Here is a 20,865-nt window from a genome sequence, read left to right on the forward strand (position 1 = left end):
GAAACACGTGGTATCAGATGTCCAGGTTGGCGACCAGCGCGTTGGTTTCGATAAAGTCGCGGCGCGGCTCGACTTCGTCGCCCATCAGAGTGTTGAACATGATGTCCGCCGCGACGGCGTCCTCGATGGTCACGCGCAGCATACGACGGCTGTCTGGATCCATGGTGGTTTCCCAAAGCTGATCCGGGTTCATCTCGCCCAGCCCCTTGTAGCGCTGCACGGAGAGACCACGCTGACCTTCGTGCATCAGCCACGCCAGCACCTCGGAGAAGTCCTGAACCGGCTTCTGGCGCTCGCCACGGGCGATGAAGGCGCCCTCTTCCAGCAGGTTATTGAGCGTTTCACCCAATGCCGTCATGGCGCGGTAATCCGTGCTTTCGAAGAAATCGAGCCCCCACACGTACTCGGTGGTCACGCCGTGAGCGATCAGCGACACCGTGGGCAGCATCAGGCCGCGCTCGCTATCCTCTTTCAGGTAGAAGTGGTAGCGCGGGCCGCCTTCGTAGGCCACACGTTCGTCCATGGTGGTTTGCAGCTCGGCAATCCAGTTCTCCATGGTGACGCGATCCTTGAGGCTCGCCTCGCCCTGCAGCGCGCTTGCGTAAACCGCCTGGCGCAGTACTTCGATGGGAAACACGCGACCGAGCCGGTCGATACGCTTCATGACGTTACGGTACTGATTCACCAGCGACTCGAGCTGCGAGCCGGTGATCGCCGGTGCGTCGGCGTTGACGTGTAATCCGGCGCCGTCGAGCGCGGTGGTGGTCAGGTAGTCGACCATCGCCTGCTCATCCTTCAGGTAGAGCTCCTGCTTACCGCGCTTGATCTTGTAAAGCGGTGGCTGGGCAATGAAGACGTGACCGCGCTCGATCAGCTCCGGCATCTGGCGGAAGAAGAACGTCAACAGCAGCGTACGGATGTGCGAGCCGTCGACGTCGGCATCGGTCATGATGATGATCGAGTGATAGCGCAGCTTGTCCGGGTTGAACTCCTCGCGGCCGATCCCGCAGCCCAGCGCAGTAATCAACGTGCCGACCTCGGCAGAGGAGAGCATCTTGTCAAAGCGGGCCTTTTCGACGTTCAGGATCTTGCCCTTCAGCGGCAGGATGGCCTGAGTGCGGCGGTCGCGCCCCTGTTTGGCGCTACCGCCGGCAGAGTCGCCCTCCACCAGGTAAAGCTCGGACTGGCTCGGGTCCTTCTCCTGGCAATCCGCCAGCTTACCCGGCAGGCCGGCAATATCCAGCGCACCCTTGCGACGCGTCATGTCGCGCGCCTTACGCGCCGCTTCCCGAGCGCGGGCGGCGTCGAGCATCTTGTTGACGATCGCTTTCGCTTCGTTGGGCTTCTCGACCAGGTACTCGGCCAGAAGCCGACCCATCTCCTGCTCGACGGCCGTCTTGACCTCGCTCGAGACCAACTTGTCCTTGGTCTGGGACGAGAACTTGGGATCCGGCACCTTTACGGAAATGATCGCCGTGAGGCCTTCGCGGGCGTCATCACCGGAGGTGGCGACCTTGGCTTTCTTCAAAAGCCCTTCCGCTTCGATGTAGTGGTTCAGCGTGCGCGTCAATGCTGCACGAAAGCCGGCCAGGTGCGTACCGCCATCGCGCTGAGGAATGTTATTGGTGTAGCAATAGATGCTTTCGGTAAAAGCGTCGCTCCACTGCATCGCCACTTCCACCTCGACGCCATCGTCGCGCACCGCGTTGAAATGAAACACCGGGTTAAGCGTCGACTTGTTCTTGTTGAGGTGATTCACGAACGCCTTCAAGCCGCCTTCGTAGTGAAACAGCTCTTCACGGCCATCGCGCTCGTCCATCAAACGAATCGCCACGCCGGAGTTCAAAAACGATAGCTCGCGCAGACGCTTGGCCAGAATGTCGTAGTGGAACTCGATATTGGCGAAGGTGTCTGGCGACGGGCGAAAGTGCACCTTGGTGCCACTTTTCTCCGTTTTACCGACCACGCCCAGCGGCGCCTGAGGCACGCCGTGCTGGTAGTGCTGCTCGAACACGTCGCCTTGCCGCCAAATGGTGAGTTTTAGCTCGGAGGAGAGCGCGTTGACCACCGACACGCCAACGCCGTGAAGCCCGCCGGAGACTTTATAGGAGTTGTCATCGAACTTACCGCCGGCGTGCAGGACGGTCATGATGACCTCGGCGGCGGAAACGCCCTCCTCCTTGTGCAGCTCGGTCGGGATACCGCGACCGTTGTCGCTCACCGTGATGGACTCGTCCGGGTGGATCACCACGCGAATTTCACTGCAGTGGCCCGCCAGTGCTTCATCGATGGAGTTATCCACCAGCTCGAAAACCATATGGTGCAGCCCGGTGCCATCGTCTGTATCGCCGATGTACATCCCCGGACGCTTGCGTACCGCATCGAGCCCCTTGAGCACCTTGATGCTTGATGAATCGTAAGCCTGCTCGCTCATTGACCACTCCGTCGTGAAGTCTGTCTCGTTCCGTGTCATCTATCCGGTTGGGGCTAGCCGACCGAGACCCTGCTCGTCGTGTTTCACGTGAAACATTCGAATTTGAGTCGCTGGCTGCCACACGTCGCTGAGTACGTCCGGATCGACGCTGGTGATGAATACCTGACACTGCATCTCTTCGAGCAGCGCGCAAAATAGCTTGCGGTGTTCGAAATCGAGCTCGGCCGGTAGATCGTCTATCAGATAAATGCATTGCCGTTTGGCGCTGCTTTCCAGAAGCCGCCCCTGGGCAAGCTTCAATGCGCTAACCACCAGCTTCTGCTGGCCTCTGGAAAGCACTTCGATTGCCGGCTGTTTGCCTAGCCGTATTCGCAGGTCCGCCCGTTGTGGCCCCTGCTGGGTAAAGCCCATCTGCTGGTCCGATGCGCGGCTGGCTTTCAGTACGTCTGCAAGCGAGCGTTTGACGTCCCAGCCCCGGGCATAGCGCAGGGTAAGCCCTTCGATGGGCAACAGACGCTCAAGCGTTTGTTCGAACACGGGTAAAAAGGCACTAAACCATGTATGACGCAGCGCATCCATTCGCTCGCCGGACTCGCAAAGCTCTTGCTCCCACACCGCGATTTCCGCATCGGTTATTCTACCACGCCTTAGCAGCGCATTCCGATGTTTCACCGCGCGGCGAGCGCGTTTCCACGCGTGTAAAAAATCATGTTTCACGTGAAACACGCCCCAATCCATAAACTCGCGCCGACCGGCGGGTGACCCCTCCAGCAAGCGAAAGGCATCCGGATTGATGAGCTGAAGCGGCATGGCATCGACCAGCTCTGCCAGACGCACGCCTTTTTGCCCCTTCAAACGCAGCTCCAGCTCACGCTCGGCACGAAGACGGCGTACCCCCAGGGCAACCTCCGGATCACCGGCCAGACGGCCGTAGAGCGTCATGGCGGGGGCTTCAAACTGGATGGCGTGCTTGAGCTGGCGAGTACGAAACGAGCGCCCCATACCGAGGATGTGGATGCCTTCCAGCAGGGTAGTCTTGCCGCTGCCGTTCGCACCGTGAATCAGGTTGATGTGGGGCGACGGCGCAAGCTCTACCGCAGCCAGGTTTCGAATGCCTTGAAAGTTGAGCTGGGTCAGGCTCATTTCGGGATCACCCTGTCAATGCGTGAAAAAAACGGCGCCTGTGAGGCGCCGCCTTGCGGGGTGATATCAAAGCCGCATGGGCATGACCACGTAGAGGGCATCGCCGCCGCCGGGCTCTTCCAGCAGCGCGCTGCTGTTCGGGTCGGCCAGCGTCATCTGCACACGGTCCTCGTTGAGCACCGCCAGCACATCGACCAGATAGCCAACGTTAAAACCGACTTCCATGGCGGGACCGGTGTATTCGATCGCCACGTTCTCTTCGGCTTCTTCCTGCTCCGGGTTGTTGGCCATCACCTTGAGGTTGCCTTCTTCCAGATACAGGCGCACGCCACGGTACTTCTCGTTGGAAAGAATCGCGGTACGCGACAGCACCTGACGCAGCTCGGCGCGCTCGGCGATCAACACCTTGTCACCGTTTTTGGGCACCACGCGCTCGTAGTCGGGGAACTTGCCGTCGATCAGCTTCGAGGTGAAAGTGAAGTCGCCGGTGTGAGCGCGCAGGTGGGTCGCCCCCAACGTCAGGCTCACCGGCTCATCGCTGTCGTCCAGAAGGCGCGAAAGCTCGAGGATGCCTTTACGGGGCACGATCATTTTCTGGCCCTGTTCGATGCTGACATCGACGTCTCGTGAGCACATCGCCAGCCGGTGGCCGTCGGTGGCGACGGCGCGCAGCAGCTGATTCTGGATATCGAGCAGCATACCGTTGAGGTAGTAGCGTACATCCTGCTGCGCCATGGCAAAGGAGGTCGCCTCGATCAGATGCTTGAGCGTGCCGCGCGGGATGCTCAGCTCCTGACTACCTTCGCCATCCTCGATGTTGGGGAACTCCGCAACCGGTAGGGTCGATAGCGTGAACCGCGAGCGGCCGCTGCGAAGTACCGCTCGCCCCTCTTCGAGGGCTAGCTGGATCTCGGACTGATCCGGCAGCGATTTACAGATGTCCATCAACTTGCGCGCGGGAACGGTCGCGCCGCCCTCCTGCTCCACCTGGCTTGCCACCGTACGGCCGACCAGCTCGACCTCGAGGTCGGTGCCGGTCAGCGCGACCTGATCGCCCTCGACCTGAATCAGCACGTTGGAGAGCACCGGCAGCGTTTGACGGCGCTCGACCACGCCGGCTACCAGCGTGAGGGGACGTAGCAGCGCCTCTCGGGAAATTGAAAACTTCATCACTACTCCGGGTTAAAGGATCAATGGCCGCATCGGCTCGTCGAACATCTATGTATGAACAGGCGCATTGAGAAGGCTCAACTGGTGAGCAGGCGCATGAGGTTTTTGTAATCCTCGCGAATGTCGGCGCTCTCTTCCTGCAGCGCTTTGACCTTGCGACAGGCGTGCAGCACCGTCGTATGGTCGCGCCCGCCAAAGGCATCGCCGATTTCCGGCAGGCTGTGATTGGTCAGCTCCTTGGCCAGCGCCATCGCCACCTGGCGAGGCCTCGCTACCGAGCGCGAACGGCGCTTGGAGAGCAGATCCGCCACCTTGATCTTGTAGTACTCCGCCACCGTGCGCTGGATGTTGTCCACGCCCACCTGCTTGTCCTGGAGCGCGAGCAGATCCTTCAGCGATTCGCGGATGAAATCCTGGGTAATCGGCTTGCCCATGAAGTGAGAGTCGGCGATGACTTTCTTGAGCGCGCCTTCGAGCTCGCGCACGTTGGAGCGAATCTTTTGGGCGATGAAGAACGCCGCATCATGCGGCAAATCGACGCTTGCCTGGTCGGCCTTTTTCATCAGGATCGCCACGCGGGTTTCAAGCTCTGGCGGCTCGATGGCCACCGTCAACCCCCAGCCAAAGCGCGATTTCAAGCGCTCTTCAACGCCGTTGATCTCTTTGGGATAGCGATCCGAGGTCAGAATCATCTGCTGACCGCCTTCCAACAGCGCGTTGAAGGTGTGGAAAAACTCCTCCTGCGAGCGCTCCTTGCCGGCAAAAAACTGAATATCATCAATGAGTAGCGCGTCGACGCTACGGTAAAAACGTTTGAAATCGTTGATTGCGTTGAGCTGCAGCGCCTTGACCATATCGGCGACGAAGCGCTCGGAGTGCAGATAGACCACGCGGGCGTTTTCACGCTTGCCCGCCAGGGCATTGCCCACCGCGTGCATCAAGTGGGTTTTACCCAGGCCCACTCCGCCATAGAGAAACAGCGGATTGTAGGCGCCGCCCGGGTTTTCCGACACCTGCCGGGAGGCCGCGCGGGCGAGCTGGTTCGACTTACCCTCGACAAACTTGTCGAAAGTGAAGTTGGGATTGAGGCCGCTTGCGTGCTTGAGGCTGCCCTCGACCTGTACTTGACGCTCGCCGGTACGCTTGTTTGCAGACTCCTCGCGCTCGGCATCGATTTCGCGCTCGTCGGCGATATCGCCACGCGGTGGGGTATGAACCGCCGGCGCAGCAGGGCGTTGGGGTGCGGCCGACACCGGGTTACCCAGCTCTCGCGGTTGGGGGGCGGCCGCACGGCGACTACCAACGGTCAGACTCACCTTGGGCGGCTTTGCCGGTGATAGCTCGCGGATCAGCTCACTGATGCGCTTGGCGTATTTATCGCTCACCCAGTCGCGCACGAAACGGTTCGGCGCCAGCAAGCAGAGCTCGTTGGCGCCTCCCTCTTCGGCCTGCAAGGGGCGAATCCATGTATTGAACTGCTGGGAGCTTAGTTCGTCCTGCAGATAATCCAGGCACTGCTGCCAAAGCGCGAGTGACACTCATCTCACCATCAGTTGAAAACGGCCGACTATTGTAGCGCTCAGCCTTCCTGTTATCCACACGTGCAAGGGCTCCTTTTTGGCCTGTGGACAACTTGGCGCGAGCTATCGGGAAAAGTTCGGTGGGATATGGGGACAGTTCGCTCAACGGTGTTTTTCTCCGGCAGTATCCACACCCCTTTCACATCTTTCAAGCCGCTTTTCGACCGCTTATGCACACATTTTTTATAGTTTTAACCACCTGTTAATAAAATATAAAAAACACTTATCCACAAATAGTATCCCCACCATTAATAACAGCAGGTTTAAAATAATTTCATTAGTAATAGTAGTGTCTCGATGCGCGCGCTTTAAGGACACGTTGCGAGGCGTTAGGAGGTTTTTAGCGCTTTTTGTACGCAGAAAAATTGCACCGGAGGCGCGAAGTCTCTACAATTTCCGGTCTTGAATTGGATCTCCCCGGCTAGTTGCTCACTGGACCGGGTCGTTTGGAATTCACTTTCGTCCTAAACCACGTGGGAATAACGAGTTATGAAACGCACTTTTCAACCCAGCGTTCTCAAGCGCAAGCGCGCGCATGGCTTCCGTGCTCGTATGGCAACCAAAAACGGCCGTGCCGTTATCAATCGCCGTCGCGCCAAGGGCCGCAAGCGTCTGAGCGCCTGATTTCAGATTGCGTGTGTCGCATCAAGGCTTTCCCCGGGATTTACGTTTACTGAATGCCGGGGATTTCAGCCACGTATTCGAGCAGGCAGACCTCAAGGTCCACGGCAAAGGCATGATGGCGCTCGCGCGCTTTTCGCCTCGAGGTCATCCTCGCGTTGGTTTTGTGGTCAGTAAGAAGAACGTCAAGCTCGCCGTCGATCGTAACCGCTTCAAGCGTCTTGTTAGAGAATCCATTCGACTTCGCCAGCACCGCCTTCCCTCGATGGACATCGTGGTATTGGCTAAGCGTGGCGTACAGGATATCGATAATGACACTCTTGCCCGCCAGCTACACGGCATGTGGAAACGACTCGCCCGAGAGGCAACGGCCGCCACACCGCCTTCCCCGCTTGAAAACGCTACGCATGGCGCTTGATTCAATACGTCGCAGCTCGACCCGGGCCTGCCTTCTGGCAGGCTTTCGTGTGTCTTGGGCCGAGTAAACGGCGCTGCGCCATTGGCATGTTCACCACCCATCGGGCAGACCCCTCATGGACGTAAAACGACTTTTATTGCTGATTCCACTGGCCATACTGGCCTATCTACTGGTGATCCAGTGGAATCAGGACTACGGGCAAACCAGCTTCGAATCGACGCCGGAAATCACCCAGCGCGAAAACAACTCGGCCAATGACGGCGCGGGCCGCGACAACTTGACCGTACCCAGCAGCGGTGCCCCGCAAGGCAGCGCCGACGAAGGGCTACCGGCGGAGTCGTCAAGCGATGCTGCCAGCCGCGATTTCATCGCCGTTACCACCGACGTGCTGGACGTGCGCATCGACCCTTACGGCGGTGATATCGTCTTTGCCGCCCTGCCCCAGCACGAAATGACGCTGGATTCCGAACGCAACTACGTGCTGCTCTCGGACAACGCCACGCGAAGCTATGTCGCACGCTCGGGCATTCAGCTCGATGGTCAGGCCAGCCGTATCGCCTTTACGCCGGAGCGCACCGAGTATCGCCTGGGCAACGACGAGCAGACGCTCAACGTCGACCTGACCGCCGACGTCAACGGTGTCGAAGTCACCAAGCGGCTGACCTTCGAGCGCGGCGACTACGCGGTCGACGTCAACTACTTCGTGGCGAACAACACCGATGCACCGGTCAGCGCCCGCTTCATCGGTCAGCTCGCTCGCGATAACAGTCCCGACCCCTCCAGCGGCGTGACGCTGGGCATGAACTCCTACATGGGCGCGGCGTACTCCACGCCAGACACGCGCTACGAAAAAATCGATTTCGAAGATATTCAAAATCGTAATTTCCAGAATCAAGAAGCCGAAGGCGGCTGGATCGCCATCATCCAGCACTACTTCGTTTCCGCCTGGGCGCCGAAGCAGAACGAGCAAAACCTTTTTTATGTCACCACCGACGCGCGCGATCGCAACGTGGTCGCCTTTGCCGGCCCGACCAGCAGCGTCGCGGCCGATGGCGAAGCCACTCTGGGTGCCACGCTCTACATGGGCCCGAAGGTGCAGGACTATCTGGAACAGGTCGCCCCCAACCTTCAGTTGACCGTGGATTACGGCTGGCTCTGGTTCATCGCCAATCCGCTGTTCTGGCTTTTGGATCATATCCAGAACATCGTCGGCAACTGGGGCTGGTCGATCGTGCTGCTGACCGTGCTGGTCAAGGCCGTACTCTTCCCGCTGTCCGCCAAGGCTTACAAGTCGATGGCGCGGATGCGCAAGCTCGGCCCGGAGATGCAGCGTCTTAAAGAGACCTACGGCGACGATCGCCAGAAGATGTCTCAGGAGATGATGAAGTTCTACCAGAAAGAGAAGATCAACCCGCTCGGCGGCTGTCTTCCAATCGTGGTACAGATGCCGGTGTTCATCGCACTGTACTGGATGCTTCTGGAGTCCGTGGAGCTTCGCCACGCGCCGTTCATCTTCTGGATTCAGGATCTCTCGGTGAAGGACCCCTACTTCATCCTGCCGATTCTGATGGGTGTGTCGATGTTCGTGCAGCAGATGCTCAACCCGACACCTCCCGATCCGATGCAGGCGAAGATCATGCGGTTACTGCCGATTATCTTCACCTTCTTCTTCCTGTGGTTCCCGGCGGGTCTGGTCATCTACTGGGTGGTCAACAACATCATCTCGGTGGCGCAGCAGTACTTCATCACCAAGCGCATCGAGAACGACCCAAGCGTTGGTAAAGGGATGCGAACCAAGTAATCGCTCCCCTTGCTCGACTTACCAGACCCCCGCCCCGTGCGGGGGTCTGGCGTTTTGGGCGCCGCGAATTCACACTATCGCCATTCATTCAAGAGACGCGCCATGGCTTCAACACTCTACACCCAGGACACGATCGCCGCACTCGCCACCCCGCCCGGGCGCGGCGGTGTCGGTATCATTCGGGTCTCCGGGCCCGCCTGCGGCGATATCGCCACTGCCCTGCTGGGGCGATGCCCGCCAGCCCGCTACGCCCACTACGGGCCGTTTCACGGCGAGCACGGCATCATCGACGAAGGCATCGCGCTGCGCTTTGAGGGCCCGAACTCCTTTACCGGTGAAGATGTGCTGGAACTTCAGGGTCACGGCGGGCCGATCATCATGGACATGCTGCTCGAGCGCTGCGTGGCGCTCGGCGCGCGTCTCGCCCGGCCCGGCGAGTTCTCCGAACGCGCCTTTCTCAACGACAAGCTCGATCTCGCCCAGGCCGAGGCGATCGCCGATCTGATCGACGCCACCTCGCGCTCGGCCGCCGAAAACGCCGTGCGCTCGCTGCAGGGCGAGTTCTCGAATCGGGTGTCGACGCTTGTCGAGCGGCTGATTGCGCTGCGCGTCTATGTCGAGGCCGCCATCGACTTCCCCGAAGAAGAGATCGACTTTCTCGCCGACGGGCACGTGGCTACACGGCTTGCGGGCGTACGCGAGGAGCTGGAGTCGGTACGCCGCGCCGCGGGCCAGGGGGCACTATTGCGCGAAGGCATGAGCGTGGTGATCGCCGGTCGACCCAACGCCGGTAAGTCGAGCCTTTTGAACGCTCTGACCGAGCAGGAGACGGCAATCGTCACCGACATCGCCGGCACCACCCGCGATGTGCTGCGCGAGCATATCCATATCGACGGCATGCCGCTGCACGTCATCGACACCGCCGGGCTCAGGGACACCCCGGACGCGGTAGAGAAGATCGGCGTGGCCCGCGCCTGGGCGGAAATCGAGAAAGCCGATCGGGTGCTGCTGATGGTGGACGCCGCGACCACCGTGGCCACCGACCCGATGGCGATCTGGCCGGAGTTCGTCGAGCGGCTGCCACAGCTTTCGCGGCTGACGCTGGTGCGCAACAAGATCGACGAAAGCGAAGAAGCCGCGGGTATTGATTTATCCACAGCCACCCCGACGCTGCGCCTGTCGGCGAAGACCGGGGCGGGTGTGGACAGTTTGAAAGAGCATTTGAAGAGCGTGATGGGCTTTGCCGCCACCACCGAGGGACGTTTCTCGGCGCGCCGGCGCCACCTGGACGCGCTGGATCGGGCGCTGGCCGCGCTGGAGGCCGGCCGCGCTCAGCTCGAAGGCCCAAGCGCCGGCGAGCTGCTCGCCGAAGACCTGCGCGACGCCCAGGCCGCGCTTGGCGAGATCACCGGCGAGTTCAGCGCCGACGACCTGCTGGGTGAGATTTTTGGCAGCTTCTGTATCGGGAAGTAGCGTCGGTCACTCATGTGAGTAAGTGCTTACTTCTATAGCAGTACCCCATTAAAGCCTCTATCCGTTTCTATTCACCCCAGACGTCGCGGGCGATGTCGACCACCAGCTTGAGCTTGGCCTGCTGCTCGGCTTCACTGATCGCGTTGCCCTCTTCGGTCGAGGCGAAGCCGCACTGGGTGCTCAGGCAAAGCTGCTCGAGTGGCACGTAGCGCGCCGCCTCCCGGATGCGTGCCTTGATCGTTTTCGGGTCCTCGAGCTCGCCGGTCTTGGTGGTCACCAGGCCCAGCACCACCTTTTGATGGCCGGGCTTTATGAAGCGCAGCGGGGCGAAGTCGCCGGCGCGGTCGGAGTCGTACTCCAGAAAGAACGCATCGATATTCACCGAGCCAAACAGCCGCTCGGCAACCGGCTCGTACCCGCCCTCGGAAATCCACGTGGAGCGGAAGTTACCGCGGCAGACGTGCATGCCGATCACCAGATCCTCGGGTTTGTTCTCGAGCGCCTGGTTGATCACCCGGGCGTAGGTGCGCGCCAGCGCGTCCGGGTCTTCGCCGCGCGCGACGACCTGGGCGCGCTGCTCATCAGAACAAAGATACGCCCAGACCGTATCGTCGAGCTGCAGGTAGCGACAGCCGGCGTCGTAAAAAGCCTGAACCGCCTCCTTGTAAACCCGGGCGAGGTCGTCGAAGAAGTCGTCGATACTGGGGTAGGCATCCCTGCTGACTACGTTCCGACCGCCGCGAAAGTGCAGCACGCTGGGGCTGGGGATGGTCATCTTGGGCATGGCGCCCCCGCTGACGCTGGCGAGATACTTGAAATCCTCGAGCATCGGGTGCGCGCCAAAGCCGAGCTTGCCCGTCACGCGAACGTTGCGCGATTTGGTCTGCACGCCGCTGAACTGGATGCCCTGCTCGGCGTCGATCCCCTCGACGCCTTCGAGCCCCTCGAAGAAATCGAAGTGCCACCAGGCGCGGCGAAACTCACCGTCGGTGACCACTTTCAAGCCGCACTGGCACTGCTCCTCGACCGCATGCTTGATCGCCGCATCTTCTATCCGGCGAAGGGCGTGATCGCTCTTTTCTCGGGCGTTCTTGATCGCCGTTGGACGCAGCAGGCTTCCCACGACATCGGCGCGAAAGGGGGCGGTTTGATCGCTCATCGTACTCTCCTGCTCTGTTACACGTGACTCGATAACCTTCATGCTCGCGCAAACCCAGGCTCGGCAAAAGTGATCATTTTTTGATGTCAGGTGAATCATTTTAATGGCCGCGTCGACGTATCGGCCAAATCGCTCGCCGGCCTCTATTCATACCGAGCACGCCTTCCACGCACAAAACGAGAACGGCCAGCCAGATAGCGATATAGGTCGGCCACTCGTTGGGGGCGACCGACTCGCCAAGCAACAGCGCCACCAAAAACAGCAGCAGAGGCTCTACATGGCCCAGAAGGCCGAAAAGGCTCAGGTTCAAAAGCGGCGCCGAAAGCGCCTGAAATACCCGCGCCAGCGCGCTCAACAGCCCAAGGCCCCCGACCAACCCCGCGGATTCGATGCTCGGCGCGCCGATCACACCGCCTTCTTTGATGATGAAAAAGAGGCTGACCGGCAGCGCCAGCAGCATGTCGAACCAGAGCCCGCCGATGTGGTTGGTATCGGTCGCCCGGCGCAGCCAAAAGTAGAGCGGATAGCCCAGACAAACCACGAGCGCGGCCAGGTGATCACGATTTTCGTCGAGGTGCGCGCCGACAAGACCCACGCCGCCGACCTGGAGGCGCTCAAGGCGCGCTTTTCCGGCCCGGAGATTCAGCAGTGCTACTACGTGACCGGCGAGGCGGACTTCATGCTGGTGCTGTTGGTACCCAGCATGCGCCGCTTCCAGGCGATCTGCGATGCGCTGTTTCACGAAAACCCGAACGTGAAATGGTTTCGCACGCTGGTCGCACTGGACCGGGTCAAGACCTCTCAGGAGGCTCTGCCCGCCTAGCCTGTCTACTCCTCGACCAGCCAGCGAGCGTCGAAACGGCTCTCGCTACCGAGCAGCGCGGTGACCTCGCTCATCGCGCCCTGCATGCGCTCATCGAGCCCCCAGGGCGGATTGATCACCAGCATGCCGCTGGCGTACATCCCATGAGTCTCGGCGGCCGGTTCGCGCAGCAAAAGCTCACTTTGCCAGATCTTACGCACGCCGCTGGTTTTTAACGCGCTGAGCAGCGTGTGATGCGCGCCTGACGGCAACAGCGGATACCAGATCAACATCACCGCGTGGCGCACCTTCTCGAGGGCGTAAATCACGCTATCTGCCACCTCCTGATACTCCGCCTTGCGCTCGAAACTCGGGTCGATCAGCACGCACAGCCGGGGCGTTCTCACCGGCACGCGTCTTTCGAGCTCGGCCAGCCCATCACCGTGAATACGCAGCGCCGTCTCGGGCAGCGCCTGGCTGTCGAGCTCGGCGTGCTCGCCCGGGTGAAGCTCGCAAAGGCGCAGCGCGTCCTGCTCGCGAAGCCCTTGGCTTAGCCACCAGGGCGAGCCGGGGTAACGGCTCAAGTCAGTGTCACCCTGTTGAACACGAGCAACGTGGGAAAGCCATTCACACAGGAGCGGGTTACCCAGGCTTTCTCGTGCCTTCCATAGCGGCTCGATACCTTCGCGGTGCTCCTGGAGCTTCAAGGCTTCCCTTGCACCCAACGGATAAAGACCGCGACCGGCATGGGTATCAATATATGTAATGGCACTTTTTTTACGTAACAGATAGTCACACACTGCGTAGAGGGTAAGGTGTTTATGAACGTCGGCAAAATTGCCGGCGTGATAAGCGTGTTGGTAGGAGAGCATGGCGGTTCGCACTGGTGGAATAAAAAAGCCCGCTATCCATGATAGCGGGCTCGCGGGTCAGACCCTACCGGGTCGAATCAAATCGATCAGTAGTTGCCCTGGCCCTGATTCTGACCGGCCTGGCCGGTCGGCGTCAGGGTAATCTCTACGCGGCGGTTCTGCGCGCGGCCCTGCTCGTTATCGTTGCTAGCTACCGGCTGCGAGGCACCATAGCCGCTGGTCACCAGACGCGAAGAGGAAACGCCGTTCTGGCTCAGGTAGCTGCCCACGGCCTGAGCGCGGCGCTCGGAAAGGCGCTGGTTGTAGTCGGCGGCGCCGGTGCTGTCGGTGTGACCGGCGATATTGACACGGGTATCGGTGTATTGAGTGAGGACGTTGGCGACTTCGTTGAGCGCGCTGCGTGCCTGACCGGTCAGCTCCGAGGAGTCGAAGCCAAACGTCACGCTGCTGGGCATATTGAGTACGATGTCGTCACCGCGACGGTCGATTTCGATACGCGAGCCCTGCAGGCTTTCACGCAGTTGGTTCTCTTGGCGGTCCATGTAAGCGCCGACACCGGCACCTGCGGCCGCGCCCACCGCGGCGCCGATCAGCGCGCGGTCGCGACGGCTGGTGGCACCGTCACCGGAGAGCGCGCCGGCCGCCGCGCCGACCACGGCACCAATACCCGTACCGATGCCAGTGCTGGAGCGCTGCGTTTGGCCGCCGTAGGGGTCGGAACTGGCACACCCGGCAATCAGAAGGGCCGCGGCTACCGGGGTCAACAGTCGAGAAATACGCATCACTCACTCCTTTAAAAGCTTGTTTGATTAAACCGGGCTGCGGGTCAGTCGTCACTGATCAACGCCAGCAGCTCGTTCAAGAATAATAGACCATGAGGTGAAGCACGTAGTTTTACGGGCACTTGCACTAAAAGTCCTTTTTTTTCGGCGCGGGAGAGTTTCTTCAAAAGAACCTCGGGCGACTGGCCCGTATGCGCCGACCAAAGCGCCATCTCGACGCCGTCCGTCAAACGCAGCGCATTCATGGCGAACTCCAGCGGAAGCTCCGCTTCTTCGATCGCCGCTTTGCCGGCGATGAACCCGCGCGGGTCATGACGCCGGCGAAGGTAGGCATCGGGCTGACGGGTCTTCCAGCGCCGCTCGATTGCCCAGTGCCCCTGCTCGTCGATATGCGAAAGCTTGCCGTGGGCACCGGCGCCGATTCCAAGATAGTCGCCGAACTGCCAGTAGTTGAGGTTGTGGCGGCTCTGCTGACCCGGCTGGGCGTAGGCCGATATCTCGTAACGCTCGAACCCCGACTGAACCAGTCGCTCGTGGCCTTTCTCTTGAATATCCCAAAGTGCCTCCTCCCGGGGGAGCACCGGCGGGCTCGAATGAAAGGCGGTGTTGGGCTCGAGGGTGAGCTGATACCAGGAGAGGTGATCCGGCGACAGCGCAAGCGCCTGGTCGATGTCGGCCAGCGCCAGCTGTGGCGTTTGGCCCGGCAGGCCGTGCATCAAATCGATGTTGAGGTTATCAAAACCCGCGGCGCGCGCCTGGCCCACGGCGTTGGCGGCTTCATCGGCGCTGTGGATACGGCCCAGCGCCTCGAGCTGGGCCGGCTGAAAACTCTGAGTGCCGATCGATAGCCGGTTGATCCCCGCTTCGCGGTAGCCATTGAAGCGCGCCTGCTCGGTGGTGCCGGGATTGGCTTCCAAAGTGATCTCGATGGAGGGGGAGAAAGGCAGCCGGGCGCGTACCTCGCTCAACAAACGCTGGTAGAACGAAGGCGATAACAAACTCGGCGTGCCGCCGCCGATGAAGATGGTCTCGAGCGAGCGGTCGCCAGCCAGCGCCTGATCGGCGTCCAGATCCGCCAACAGTGCCTCGAGGTAGGCCGCCTCGGGCAGCTCACCGCCTTGTGGCTCGTGCGAGTTGAAATCGCAATAAGGGCACTTTCTCACGCACCAGGGGGTGTGGATATAAAGCGAAAGCGGCGGGGTATTACCCATGTGCCACCTTCAATAGATCGACCAGCCCCTGCAGCGCCCGGCCCCGGTGGCTGAGCCGGTTCTTGGTGTCAGACGAAAGCTCCGCCACGCTCATGCCCTGGTCCGGCAGCCAGAAAAGCGGGTCGTAGCCGAAGCCGTTGTCACCGCGCGGGTGGGCCAGGATCTCCCCTTCCCAGCTGCGCTGCACGATGATCGGTACCGGATCGTCGGCGTGGCGCAGATACACCAGCACGCACCAGTAGCGCCCGGTGCGCTGACCTTCGGCGCAGTCGGCGAGCGCATGAAGAAGCTTCTCGTTGTTGCGCGCATCACTTTTGGGCTCGCCGGCAAAGCGCGCCGAGTAAATGCCCGGCGCCCCGAACAGCGCATCCACCTCGAGGCCCGAGTCATCAGCCAACGCCGGCAACCCGCTGACACGGCTGGCTTCGCGCGCTTTTAACAGCGCGTTTTCGATAAAGGTCAGGCCGGTCTCTTCGACGTCCACCACGCCGAATTCGGACTGCAACCGCACATCGAACATCAAGGGCGAAAGAAGCTGTTTGAACTCTTTCAACTTGCCAGCGTTACCGCTGGCTAAAACGAGCGTATCGACCGCGGACATGGCATCACCTCCAGTATGGGCTCGCCAGTTTACGCCGATCGTGATAGCAGCTAAAGGTGGCAACATCAGAGGGATGGGTTAGACGATTCATCCGTCATATGACTAGCCAATCAGACCAGCGGCTTATTTTTTCCTAAGCAATGTGAAGGCGAAGCGGCACTTCACTTATTTTTAGTAACATAACTTTACTAAACTGATCTTCCAGGTAACAATCACCTCATTAACGTCTCACACTTTATTTGCAGTTGGAGGGTTTATCGATGATGCAGGAAAAGGCCCAGGGCGTGGTGTACATCGTCACCGAAAAAAGCCCTCAATCTCAGTTGTTTGCAGAGTACCTGAACAAAAAAACAGGTCATACGATCGATCTTTACGCGCCGGGGGCGGCGCTGCCAGCGTCCAACGCCGAGCAACAGCTTTTGCTGGTGGATGCGGATCACATCAGCGTCGATGCCATCCCCGACTGGCAAGAAAAGCTTCCCGAATCGCTTGCCCGCATGCCGCTGGCCGCGTTCAACATCCGTGACATGGATCACGCCCTGGAAGCGCTCTCCTGCTCACAGCTCAAGGGCGTGTTCTACCGCAACGAAAATCTCGAGGTGATTTGCAAGGGTATCCACGCGCTTTTGAACGACGAACTCTGGATGTCGCGGGACCTGATGGCACGGCTCATTCTTTTTTATCGCAAGTACCAAAGCAACGCGTTCCGCCCGGCCTGCGGGCTGACCAACCGTGAAATGGAGATCATTTCGCTGTTGAGCGCGGGCTCGTCGAACCAGCAGATCGCTGAAAAGCTCTTCGTCAGCGAGCACACGGTCAAGTCGCACCTTTACAACATCTTTAGAAAGATCAACGTGCACAACCGTATTCAGGCGCTGAACTGGATTCATCAGAACCTGGGGCCGATTCTGCCCAATATCGAAACCGCGCGTAGCCTGCAGCGCGGCCGCTAATTTCCCAACGAGCATTCGGCCATGGTCACGTATCGTTTTCATTTACCGCTCGCTGCCTGTCTACTGACGTTGGCTCTGTCGGTGCACGCCAGCGAAGAGCTTCCCGGCCAGCCCGTGTCTCCCAATCAGCCGGCCTCGCCAAGCGATTCCCTGCCGGAAAACGAGCAGGAAGCGGTGGATGCGATCAACCGCCTCTCCGGGCCGGACGGTGCGGAAATCGAGCCGCGCGGCTACGGCAGCAGTGAGCTGACCGGGGTCATGATTGACCGCACCATTACCATGGCCGGTCGTTCGTTCTACCGCGCATTCAGTCAACGTGCCATGGATAGCCCGCTGATCAATAACGCCACGATCACGATTCAGGAGCGCCCGGACGCCCGTTGGGGAAGCCAACTCTGGATCATGCAGGGCAATCAAATGTATTTCCGCACGCAGCTTTCGCCAAGAATCAATCAGGCGGATGAAGCCGCCAGCGAGGCGGTACAAGTAGTTCAAGAAGCGCTGCTGAAGGAACAGTTGGCAACGGCGCTAACGTCGGACAAAGACCTGGGAAGCGAGGAGTTACGATAATGAAAGTCAAACAACGCAGTTTCATGCTGGGTACCGTCGCAGCGCTGGCACTCACAAGCGGAGCACAAGCCATTGCGGGGGATCTGGTCTATCGCCCCTTGAATCCATCGTTTGGTGGCGACCCCTTCATGGGGAGCTATCTGCTGGGTAAGGCGCAGGCCCAGGACACCACTACCGATCCTAACGCACGAGGCTTCGAGCGGCTCTCTTCTACTGATCGACTCGTTCAAAGTCTGGAAAGCCGACTCATCTCGCAGCTGATATCCGATGTCGGTGCAGGCAATGTCGATCAGGGCTCTTTCGACAGCGGCGAGTTCAACGTGGTGGTGAGCGACGATGGCGGCGAGCTCGTCGTGCGCGTGGTAGACAAGCTGACCGGCGATATAACCAATATCAGCGTAGGCGGCGCCTTTAATCCTTAATAAAACAGCGCTCACGTTTACCAATACCTAACCGGCAAAACGCCGCATAACGCTTATTTGTGTCGTCAGGGGATCATAATGAAAATCATCGCTTCACTCATGCTGGCCACGCTTCTCAGCGGCTGTGCCGGTATGGTCGCCAACTCGGAAAATCTTGAAGGCGCTCAAGCCACGCTCATGCCGCGCGGGGCTACCTACCAGGATCTCGTGTCGCTGCCGCCGCCGGCGGGCAAGATCTTCGTCTCGGTCTACGACTTCCGCGATCAGACCGGCCAGTACCGCCCGGCCCCGGCCAGCACCTTCTCCACCGCCGTAACACAAGGAGCAGCGGCGATGCTGACCGGGGCGCTTGCAGATTCCGGCTGGTTCATTCCGCTGGAGCGGGTCGGTCTTCAGAACCTTCTGACCGAGCGACGCATCATCCGCGCCGAGTTCGAGCGCTTCGGCCAGCCCGATACGCTGCCATCACTGCGCGCGGCGTCGGTCATGCTCGAAGGCGGTATCATTGCGTATGAGTCCAACGTACGCACCGGCGGCGCGGGTGCTGAATACTTCGGCATTGGCGCCTCGGGCCAGTACCAGGTCGACCAGGTCACGGTCAACCTGCGCGCCGTGGAGATTTCCACCGGCGAGATACTCGCCAACGTAACGACCACCAAAACCATCTACTCGAAAGAGCTGCGCGCCGGGGTGTATCGCTTTATCGACTTCCGTCGCCTGCTGGAAGCCGAAGCGGGCATCACGACCAACGAGCCGGTACAGATGGCGGTCATGTCGGCGGTGGAGTCCGCAGTCATACACCTGATCGCTCGTGGGGTGGAAAACAACCTGTGGAATCTGGCCAGTGGCAGCAATATTCAGGGTTCGGTACTCGCCGACTATCTGAATGCGCCTATTCCAGAATTGTAAGTATACGTGAGCAGTGTTTCTGGTGTTCATGCTTGAGCTTCATCTAATAAAGATGAAGTGATACAACCCTATAATTACCAGAAAATCTACGAGAAGCGGTGCCAAAATTATGCGGCACCGCTTTTTTATTTCATTAAAAACAAAAACTTACAGATATACCAAAAAACTAATACCTGAGAGATTTAAAATAATCAAATAAATGATCCCACGTCCAGGAGAATTGCTGATAGCGCAATTCTACAGATACGCCAAACTCAAGCCGTGAATACAATTTGATACAAAAACTTTCAAAGGGTATGAGGATGGCTATCAATCAGGCGTTTTCATTTTTAGGAGCGGCAGTGGTCAAGTCGACGCTGGCACTAATTGCCCTAACGATGACGTTTTCATCCGCTGCCCACGCCGGCCAAGACAACCGTATCGCTCAGTATGTTTATAGCGGATCAAAGCAGTTAGGCCCCGGTAATTACAGCGTCATTTACCAAAACGGTAACGACAACCGGACCAGCGTCGCTCAATCCTACTCGGCCCAATACCAACAAGGTAATTTTTCGAGTATCCGCCAAGTCGGTAACGCCAATGCGGCGTCAATCGAACAAATCGGTGGCAACAATACCAGCCAGGTTTCTCAAAAAGGTAACGAGCACAGCGTTTCGATTCTTCAGGACAACGGCCCTCAAGGAGCGGAAGCCTTCGTTACTCAAACGGGTCAGCAAAGCAATATCACGATTTCACAATCGGGGAGTGGCTACCGCAGCATCAACGTCGAGCAACAAGCGTTCTCGGGCAATGCGCGACCAGTCACCGTCGTAACTTACTGAGCAAAAATCCTTGCTCAGTAACCACCAAAGCAAGTCGTCATCATAAAGGGGATTACTACATGAAAACTCAAATCACCACTATCGCCGCTGGTATCGCTCTTGCACTGAGCACCGCTGCTTCTGCTCAAGTCGCCAGCGATTCCTACATTATCCAATACGGCAACGAACACAGCACCAACGTTACGCAGTACGGTAACCAAGAGTCACGTATCCGCCAGGAACGTGGTAATGATAACGCAGCTACTGTCGTTCAAGACGACGTTATTGGCCAAGCTCCGACTCCGTTCGAGGCAGCGAACGTTTCCAGCATTCAACAGCAGGGCAGCCGCAACGATACAACTGTGAACCAAGTAGGTAACGGCAACGATAGCTACGTTCTTCAGGACGGTAACGGTAACGCAGCTGAAATCATGCAAGACGGCCTTGATAACAAGTCAGTGGCGCAGTCTTACGGCAGCGATAACCTGACCATGCTCAATCAAAACGGCGATATGAACGACAGCACCGTTACCCTGCGTGGCGACCGTAATATTGCTGATGTAACTCAATCTGGTAACGAGCTGAAAAGCGTTATCGTTAACCAGGGCGGTAATGACAACGAATATAACGTTATGCAGAGCGGCGACCGCCACGACTCTTACATCCTGACCAACGGCTATGGCAACTACCAGCAAGTTAGCCAAAGCGCTCTGTACACTCAAAATGCTCATCAGTCCACTATCGAAACTTACGGCAGCTACAACAACAACGTTGTAAAGCAGGCTCGCTAAGCTCTTATCACTCAAAGATGTTGGACGTTAAAACCGCCCTTGGGGGCGGTTTTTTTATGCACAGGAATTATCGCAAGTGCTTATCTAAGATGCAGGGTAAGCGTTCCTCCCTTACCCTGGGTTGATGAGCGAGAACGATTGGTACCCTTGAGAATATCCACCTCTAAACGCTCGTTATCGGTCAAAAGCGTTACCTCACCCTCCAATGCGGTGCCTTCGTAGCTGAAGTCAGCGGGAACGCTCATACGCTCCTCCGAGTACTCAGTAACCTGATCGCCGTCGCTGACCCGCCAATGCGCTGAAAACTCCGCACCTTCCGTGCCGCTAATGTTGATCTGAATTCGGGTCATGTC

General features: G+C 59.1%; 22 protein-coding genes. 11 read left to right on the plus strand and 11 right to left on the minus strand.

From position 1 onward, the window contains the following. Nucleotides 1-13: 13 nt before the first annotated feature. The 4 genes from gyrB to dnaA all read right to left on the minus strand — a co-directional run bounded on the left by gyrB (nucleotide 14) and on the right by dnaA (nucleotide 6,285). Nucleotides 14-2,434 carry a DNA topoisomerase (ATP-hydrolyzing) subunit B gene (gyrB, locus tag RN346_RS16865; protein WP_263585693.1) on the minus strand — a complete coding sequence of 807 codons (2,421 nt, stop codon included), beginning with the start codon at nucleotides 2,432-2,434 and terminating at the stop codon, nucleotides 14-16. 39 nt (nucleotides 2,435-2,473) lie between these two features. Continuing rightward, the gene (gene recF, locus RN346_RS16870; protein ID WP_311959030.1) at nucleotides 2,474-3,577 is read right to left on the minus strand and encodes a DNA replication/repair protein RecF; all 1,104 of its coding nucleotides are present in this window, start codon (nucleotides 3,575-3,577) and stop codon (nucleotides 2,474-2,476) included. A gap of 66 nt (nucleotides 3,578-3,643) precedes the next feature. Beyond that, a complete protein-coding gene (dnaN, locus tag RN346_RS16875; protein ID WP_263585691.1) occupies nucleotides 3,644-4,747 on the minus strand; it encodes a DNA polymerase III subunit beta in 1,104 nt (367 codons plus the stop codon). Between the two features lie 77 nt (nucleotides 4,748-4,824). Further along, nucleotides 4,825-6,285: a chromosomal replication initiator protein DnaA gene (gene dnaA / locus RN346_RS16880; RefSeq protein ID WP_311959033.1), complete on the minus strand. Its 1,461-nt coding sequence runs from the start codon at nucleotides 6,283-6,285 to the stop codon at nucleotides 4,825-4,827. A 531-nt stretch (nucleotides 6,286-6,816) separates the two neighbouring features. On the opposite strand from dnaA, the gene rpmH reads away from it, so the two are divergent. The 4 genes from rpmH to mnmE all read left to right on the plus strand — a co-directional run bounded on the left by rpmH (nucleotide 6,817) and on the right by mnmE (nucleotide 10,640). Then, nucleotides 6,817-6,951, plus strand: a complete 135-nt coding sequence (rpmH, locus tag RN346_RS16885; RefSeq protein WP_227391295.1) for a 50S ribosomal protein L34 — start codon at nucleotides 6,817-6,819, stop codon at nucleotides 6,949-6,951. A gap of 13 nt (nucleotides 6,952-6,964) precedes the next feature. After that, entirely contained in the window at nucleotides 6,965-7,366 is a 402-nt protein-coding gene (gene rnpA, locus RN346_RS16890; protein WP_263585689.1) for a ribonuclease P protein component, read from the plus strand. Nucleotides 7,367-7,481: 115 nt separating this feature from the next. Next, entirely contained in the window at nucleotides 7,482-9,167 is a 1,686-nt protein-coding gene (yidC, locus tag RN346_RS16895) for a membrane protein insertase YidC (protein WP_311959038.1), read from the plus strand. Between the two features lie 102 nt (nucleotides 9,168-9,269). Continuing rightward, the gene (gene mnmE, locus RN346_RS16900) at nucleotides 9,270-10,640 is read left to right on the plus strand and encodes a tRNA uridine-5-carboxymethylaminomethyl(34) synthesis GTPase MnmE (RefSeq protein ID WP_311961757.1); all 1,371 of its coding nucleotides are present in this window, start codon (nucleotides 9,270-9,272) and stop codon (nucleotides 10,638-10,640) included. A gap of 67 nt (nucleotides 10,641-10,707) precedes the next feature. On the opposite strand, the gene RN346_RS16905 is transcribed toward mnmE, so the two are convergent. Then, nucleotides 10,708-11,799 (minus strand): cobalamin-independent methionine synthase II family protein, encoded by a 1,092-nt coding sequence (locus tag RN346_RS16905; protein WP_311961758.1) that lies wholly within the window; start codon nucleotides 11,797-11,799, stop codon nucleotides 10,708-10,710. Nucleotides 11,800-11,899: 100 nt separating this feature from the next. Then, nucleotides 11,900-12,394, minus strand: a complete 495-nt coding sequence (locus RN346_RS16910; RefSeq protein WP_311961759.1) for a hypothetical protein — start codon at nucleotides 12,392-12,394, stop codon at nucleotides 11,900-11,902. Here RN346_RS16910 and RN346_RS16915 point away from each other — a divergent pair. Then, complete coding sequence (locus tag RN346_RS16915) at nucleotides 12,353-12,622, plus strand: Lrp/AsnC ligand binding domain-containing protein (protein ID WP_263585684.1); 270 nt, start codon at nucleotides 12,353-12,355, stop codon at nucleotides 12,620-12,622. The genes RN346_RS16910 and RN346_RS16915 overlap by 42 nt on opposite strands. Nucleotides 12,623-12,627: 5 nt before the next feature. On the opposite strand, the gene RN346_RS16920 is transcribed toward RN346_RS16915, so the two are convergent. The 4 genes from RN346_RS16920 to rdgB all read right to left on the minus strand — a co-directional run bounded on the left by RN346_RS16920 (nucleotide 12,628) and on the right by rdgB (nucleotide 16,067). Then, nucleotides 12,628-13,473 carry a 23S rRNA (adenine(2030)-N(6))-methyltransferase RlmJ gene (locus RN346_RS16920; RefSeq protein ID WP_311959051.1) on the minus strand — a complete coding sequence of 282 codons (846 nt, stop codon included), beginning with the start codon at nucleotides 13,471-13,473 and terminating at the stop codon, nucleotides 12,628-12,630. A gap of 86 nt (nucleotides 13,474-13,559) precedes the next feature. Further along, nucleotides 13,560-14,255 carry an OmpA family protein gene (locus RN346_RS16925; protein WP_311959054.1) on the minus strand — a complete coding sequence of 232 codons (696 nt, stop codon included), beginning with the start codon at nucleotides 14,253-14,255 and terminating at the stop codon, nucleotides 13,560-13,562. A gap of 44 nt (nucleotides 14,256-14,299) precedes the next feature. Next, nucleotides 14,300-15,466: a radical SAM family heme chaperone HemW gene (hemW, locus tag RN346_RS16930; protein WP_311961760.1), complete on the minus strand. Its 1,167-nt coding sequence runs from the start codon at nucleotides 15,464-15,466 to the stop codon at nucleotides 14,300-14,302. Further along, nucleotides 15,459-16,067 carry an RdgB/HAM1 family non-canonical purine NTP pyrophosphatase gene (gene rdgB / locus RN346_RS16935; RefSeq protein ID WP_263585680.1) on the minus strand — a complete coding sequence of 203 codons (609 nt, stop codon included), beginning with the start codon at nucleotides 16,065-16,067 and terminating at the stop codon, nucleotides 15,459-15,461. Before rdgB ends, hemW begins: the two co-directional genes overlap by 8 nt. A 260-nt stretch (nucleotides 16,068-16,327) precedes the next feature. On the opposite strand from rdgB, the gene RN346_RS16940 reads away from it, so the two are divergent. The 6 genes from RN346_RS16940 to RN346_RS16965 all read left to right on the plus strand — a co-directional run bounded on the left by RN346_RS16940 (nucleotide 16,328) and on the right by RN346_RS16965 (nucleotide 20,512). Further along, nucleotides 16,328-17,020, plus strand: a complete 693-nt coding sequence (locus RN346_RS16940) for a response regulator transcription factor (protein WP_311959061.1) — start codon at nucleotides 16,328-16,330, stop codon at nucleotides 17,018-17,020. Nucleotides 17,021-17,041: 21 nt separating this feature from the next. After that, complete coding sequence (locus RN346_RS16945) at nucleotides 17,042-17,590, plus strand: CsgE family curli-type amyloid fiber assembly protein (protein WP_311961761.1); 549 nt, start codon at nucleotides 17,042-17,044, stop codon at nucleotides 17,588-17,590. Beyond that, nucleotides 17,590-18,012, plus strand: a complete 423-nt coding sequence (locus tag RN346_RS16950) for a curli assembly protein CsgF (RefSeq protein WP_409335775.1) — start codon at nucleotides 17,590-17,592, stop codon at nucleotides 18,010-18,012. Before RN346_RS16945 ends, RN346_RS16950 begins: the two co-directional genes overlap by 1 nt. A 78-nt stretch (nucleotides 18,013-18,090) precedes the next feature. Beyond that, complete coding sequence (locus RN346_RS16955; protein WP_263585677.1) at nucleotides 18,091-18,921, plus strand: CsgG/HfaB family protein; 831 nt, start codon at nucleotides 18,091-18,093, stop codon at nucleotides 18,919-18,921. Nucleotides 18,922-19,223: 302 nt separating this feature from the next. After that, nucleotides 19,224-19,742, plus strand: a complete 519-nt coding sequence (locus RN346_RS16960; protein WP_263585676.1) for a hypothetical protein — start codon at nucleotides 19,224-19,226, stop codon at nucleotides 19,740-19,742. Between the two features lie 59 nt (nucleotides 19,743-19,801). Next, on the plus strand, nucleotides 19,802-20,512 hold the full coding sequence (locus RN346_RS16965) for a curlin subunit CsgB (RefSeq protein ID WP_263585675.1): 711 nt from the start codon (nucleotides 19,802-19,804) through the stop codon (nucleotides 20,510-20,512). Nucleotides 20,513-20,592: 80 nt separating this feature from the next. Here the strand turns inward: RN346_RS16965 and RN346_RS16970 are convergent, their stop codons facing one another. Continuing rightward, nucleotides 20,593-20,862, minus strand: a complete 270-nt coding sequence (locus RN346_RS16970) for a hypothetical protein (protein WP_252107815.1) — start codon at nucleotides 20,860-20,862, stop codon at nucleotides 20,593-20,595. Between the last annotated feature and the right edge of the window lie 3 nt (nucleotides 20,863-20,865).

Origin of the sequence: Halomonas sp. PAMB 3232, assembly GCF_031954225.1 — a bacterium.
GTDB lineage: Bacteria > Pseudomonadota > Gammaproteobacteria > Pseudomonadales > Halomonadaceae > Vreelandella.

Excerpts from the sequence above, each read along its gene's own strand:
- gyrB (WP_263585693.1), bottom strand. The coding sequence starts at position 2,434 with ATGAGCGAGCAGGCTTACGATTCATCAAGCATCAAGGTGCTCAAGGGG.
- recF (WP_311959030.1), bottom strand. The coding sequence starts at position 3,577 with ATGAGCCTGACCCAGCTCAACTTTCAAGGCATTCGAAACCTGGCTGCG.
- dnaN (WP_263585691.1), bottom strand. The coding sequence starts at position 4,747 with ATGAAGTTTTCAATTTCCCGAGAGGCGCTGCTACGTCCCCTCACGCTG.
- rpmH (WP_227391295.1), top strand. The coding sequence starts at position 6,817 with ATGAAACGCACTTTTCAACCCAGCGTTCTCAAGCGCAAGCGCGCGCAT.
- yidC (WP_311959038.1), top strand. The coding sequence starts at position 7,482 with ATGGACGTAAAACGACTTTTATTGCTGATTCCACTGGCCATACTGGCC.
- mnmE (WP_311961757.1), top strand. The coding sequence starts at position 9,270 with ATGGCTTCAACACTCTACACCCAGGACACGATCGCCGCACTCGCCACC.
- RN346_RS16905 (WP_311961758.1), bottom strand. The coding sequence starts at position 11,799 with ATGAGCGATCAAACCGCCCCCTTTCGCGCCGATGTCGTGGGAAGCCTG.
- RN346_RS16920 (WP_311959051.1), bottom strand. The coding sequence starts at position 13,473 with ATGCTCTCCTACCAACACGCTTATCACGCCGGCAATTTTGCCGACGTT.
- RN346_RS16925 (WP_311959054.1), bottom strand. The coding sequence starts at position 14,255 with ATGCGTATTTCTCGACTGTTGACCCCGGTAGCCGCGGCCCTTCTGATT.
- hemW (WP_311961760.1), bottom strand. The coding sequence starts at position 15,466 with ATGGGTAATACCCCGCCGCTTTCGCTTTATATCCACACCCCCTGGTGC.
- rdgB (WP_263585680.1), bottom strand. The coding sequence starts at position 16,067 with ATGTCCGCGGTCGATACGCTCGTTTTAGCCAGCGGTAACGCTGGCAAG.
- RN346_RS16940 (WP_311959061.1), top strand. The coding sequence starts at position 16,328 with ATGATGCAGGAAAAGGCCCAGGGCGTGGTGTACATCGTCACCGAAAAA.
- RN346_RS16945 (WP_311961761.1), top strand. The coding sequence starts at position 17,042 with ATGGTCACGTATCGTTTTCATTTACCGCTCGCTGCCTGTCTACTGACG.
- RN346_RS16950 (WP_409335775.1), top strand. The coding sequence starts at position 17,590 with ATGAAAGTCAAACAACGCAGTTTCATGCTGGGTACCGTCGCAGCGCTG.
- RN346_RS16955 (WP_263585677.1), top strand. The coding sequence starts at position 18,091 with ATGAAAATCATCGCTTCACTCATGCTGGCCACGCTTCTCAGCGGCTGT.
- RN346_RS16960 (WP_263585676.1), top strand. The coding sequence starts at position 19,224 with ATGGCTATCAATCAGGCGTTTTCATTTTTAGGAGCGGCAGTGGTCAAG.
- RN346_RS16965 (WP_263585675.1), top strand. The coding sequence starts at position 19,802 with ATGAAAACTCAAATCACCACTATCGCCGCTGGTATCGCTCTTGCACTG.
- RN346_RS16970 (WP_252107815.1), bottom strand. The coding sequence starts at position 20,862 with ATGACCCGAATTCAGATCAACATTAGCGGCACGGAAGGTGCGGAGTTT.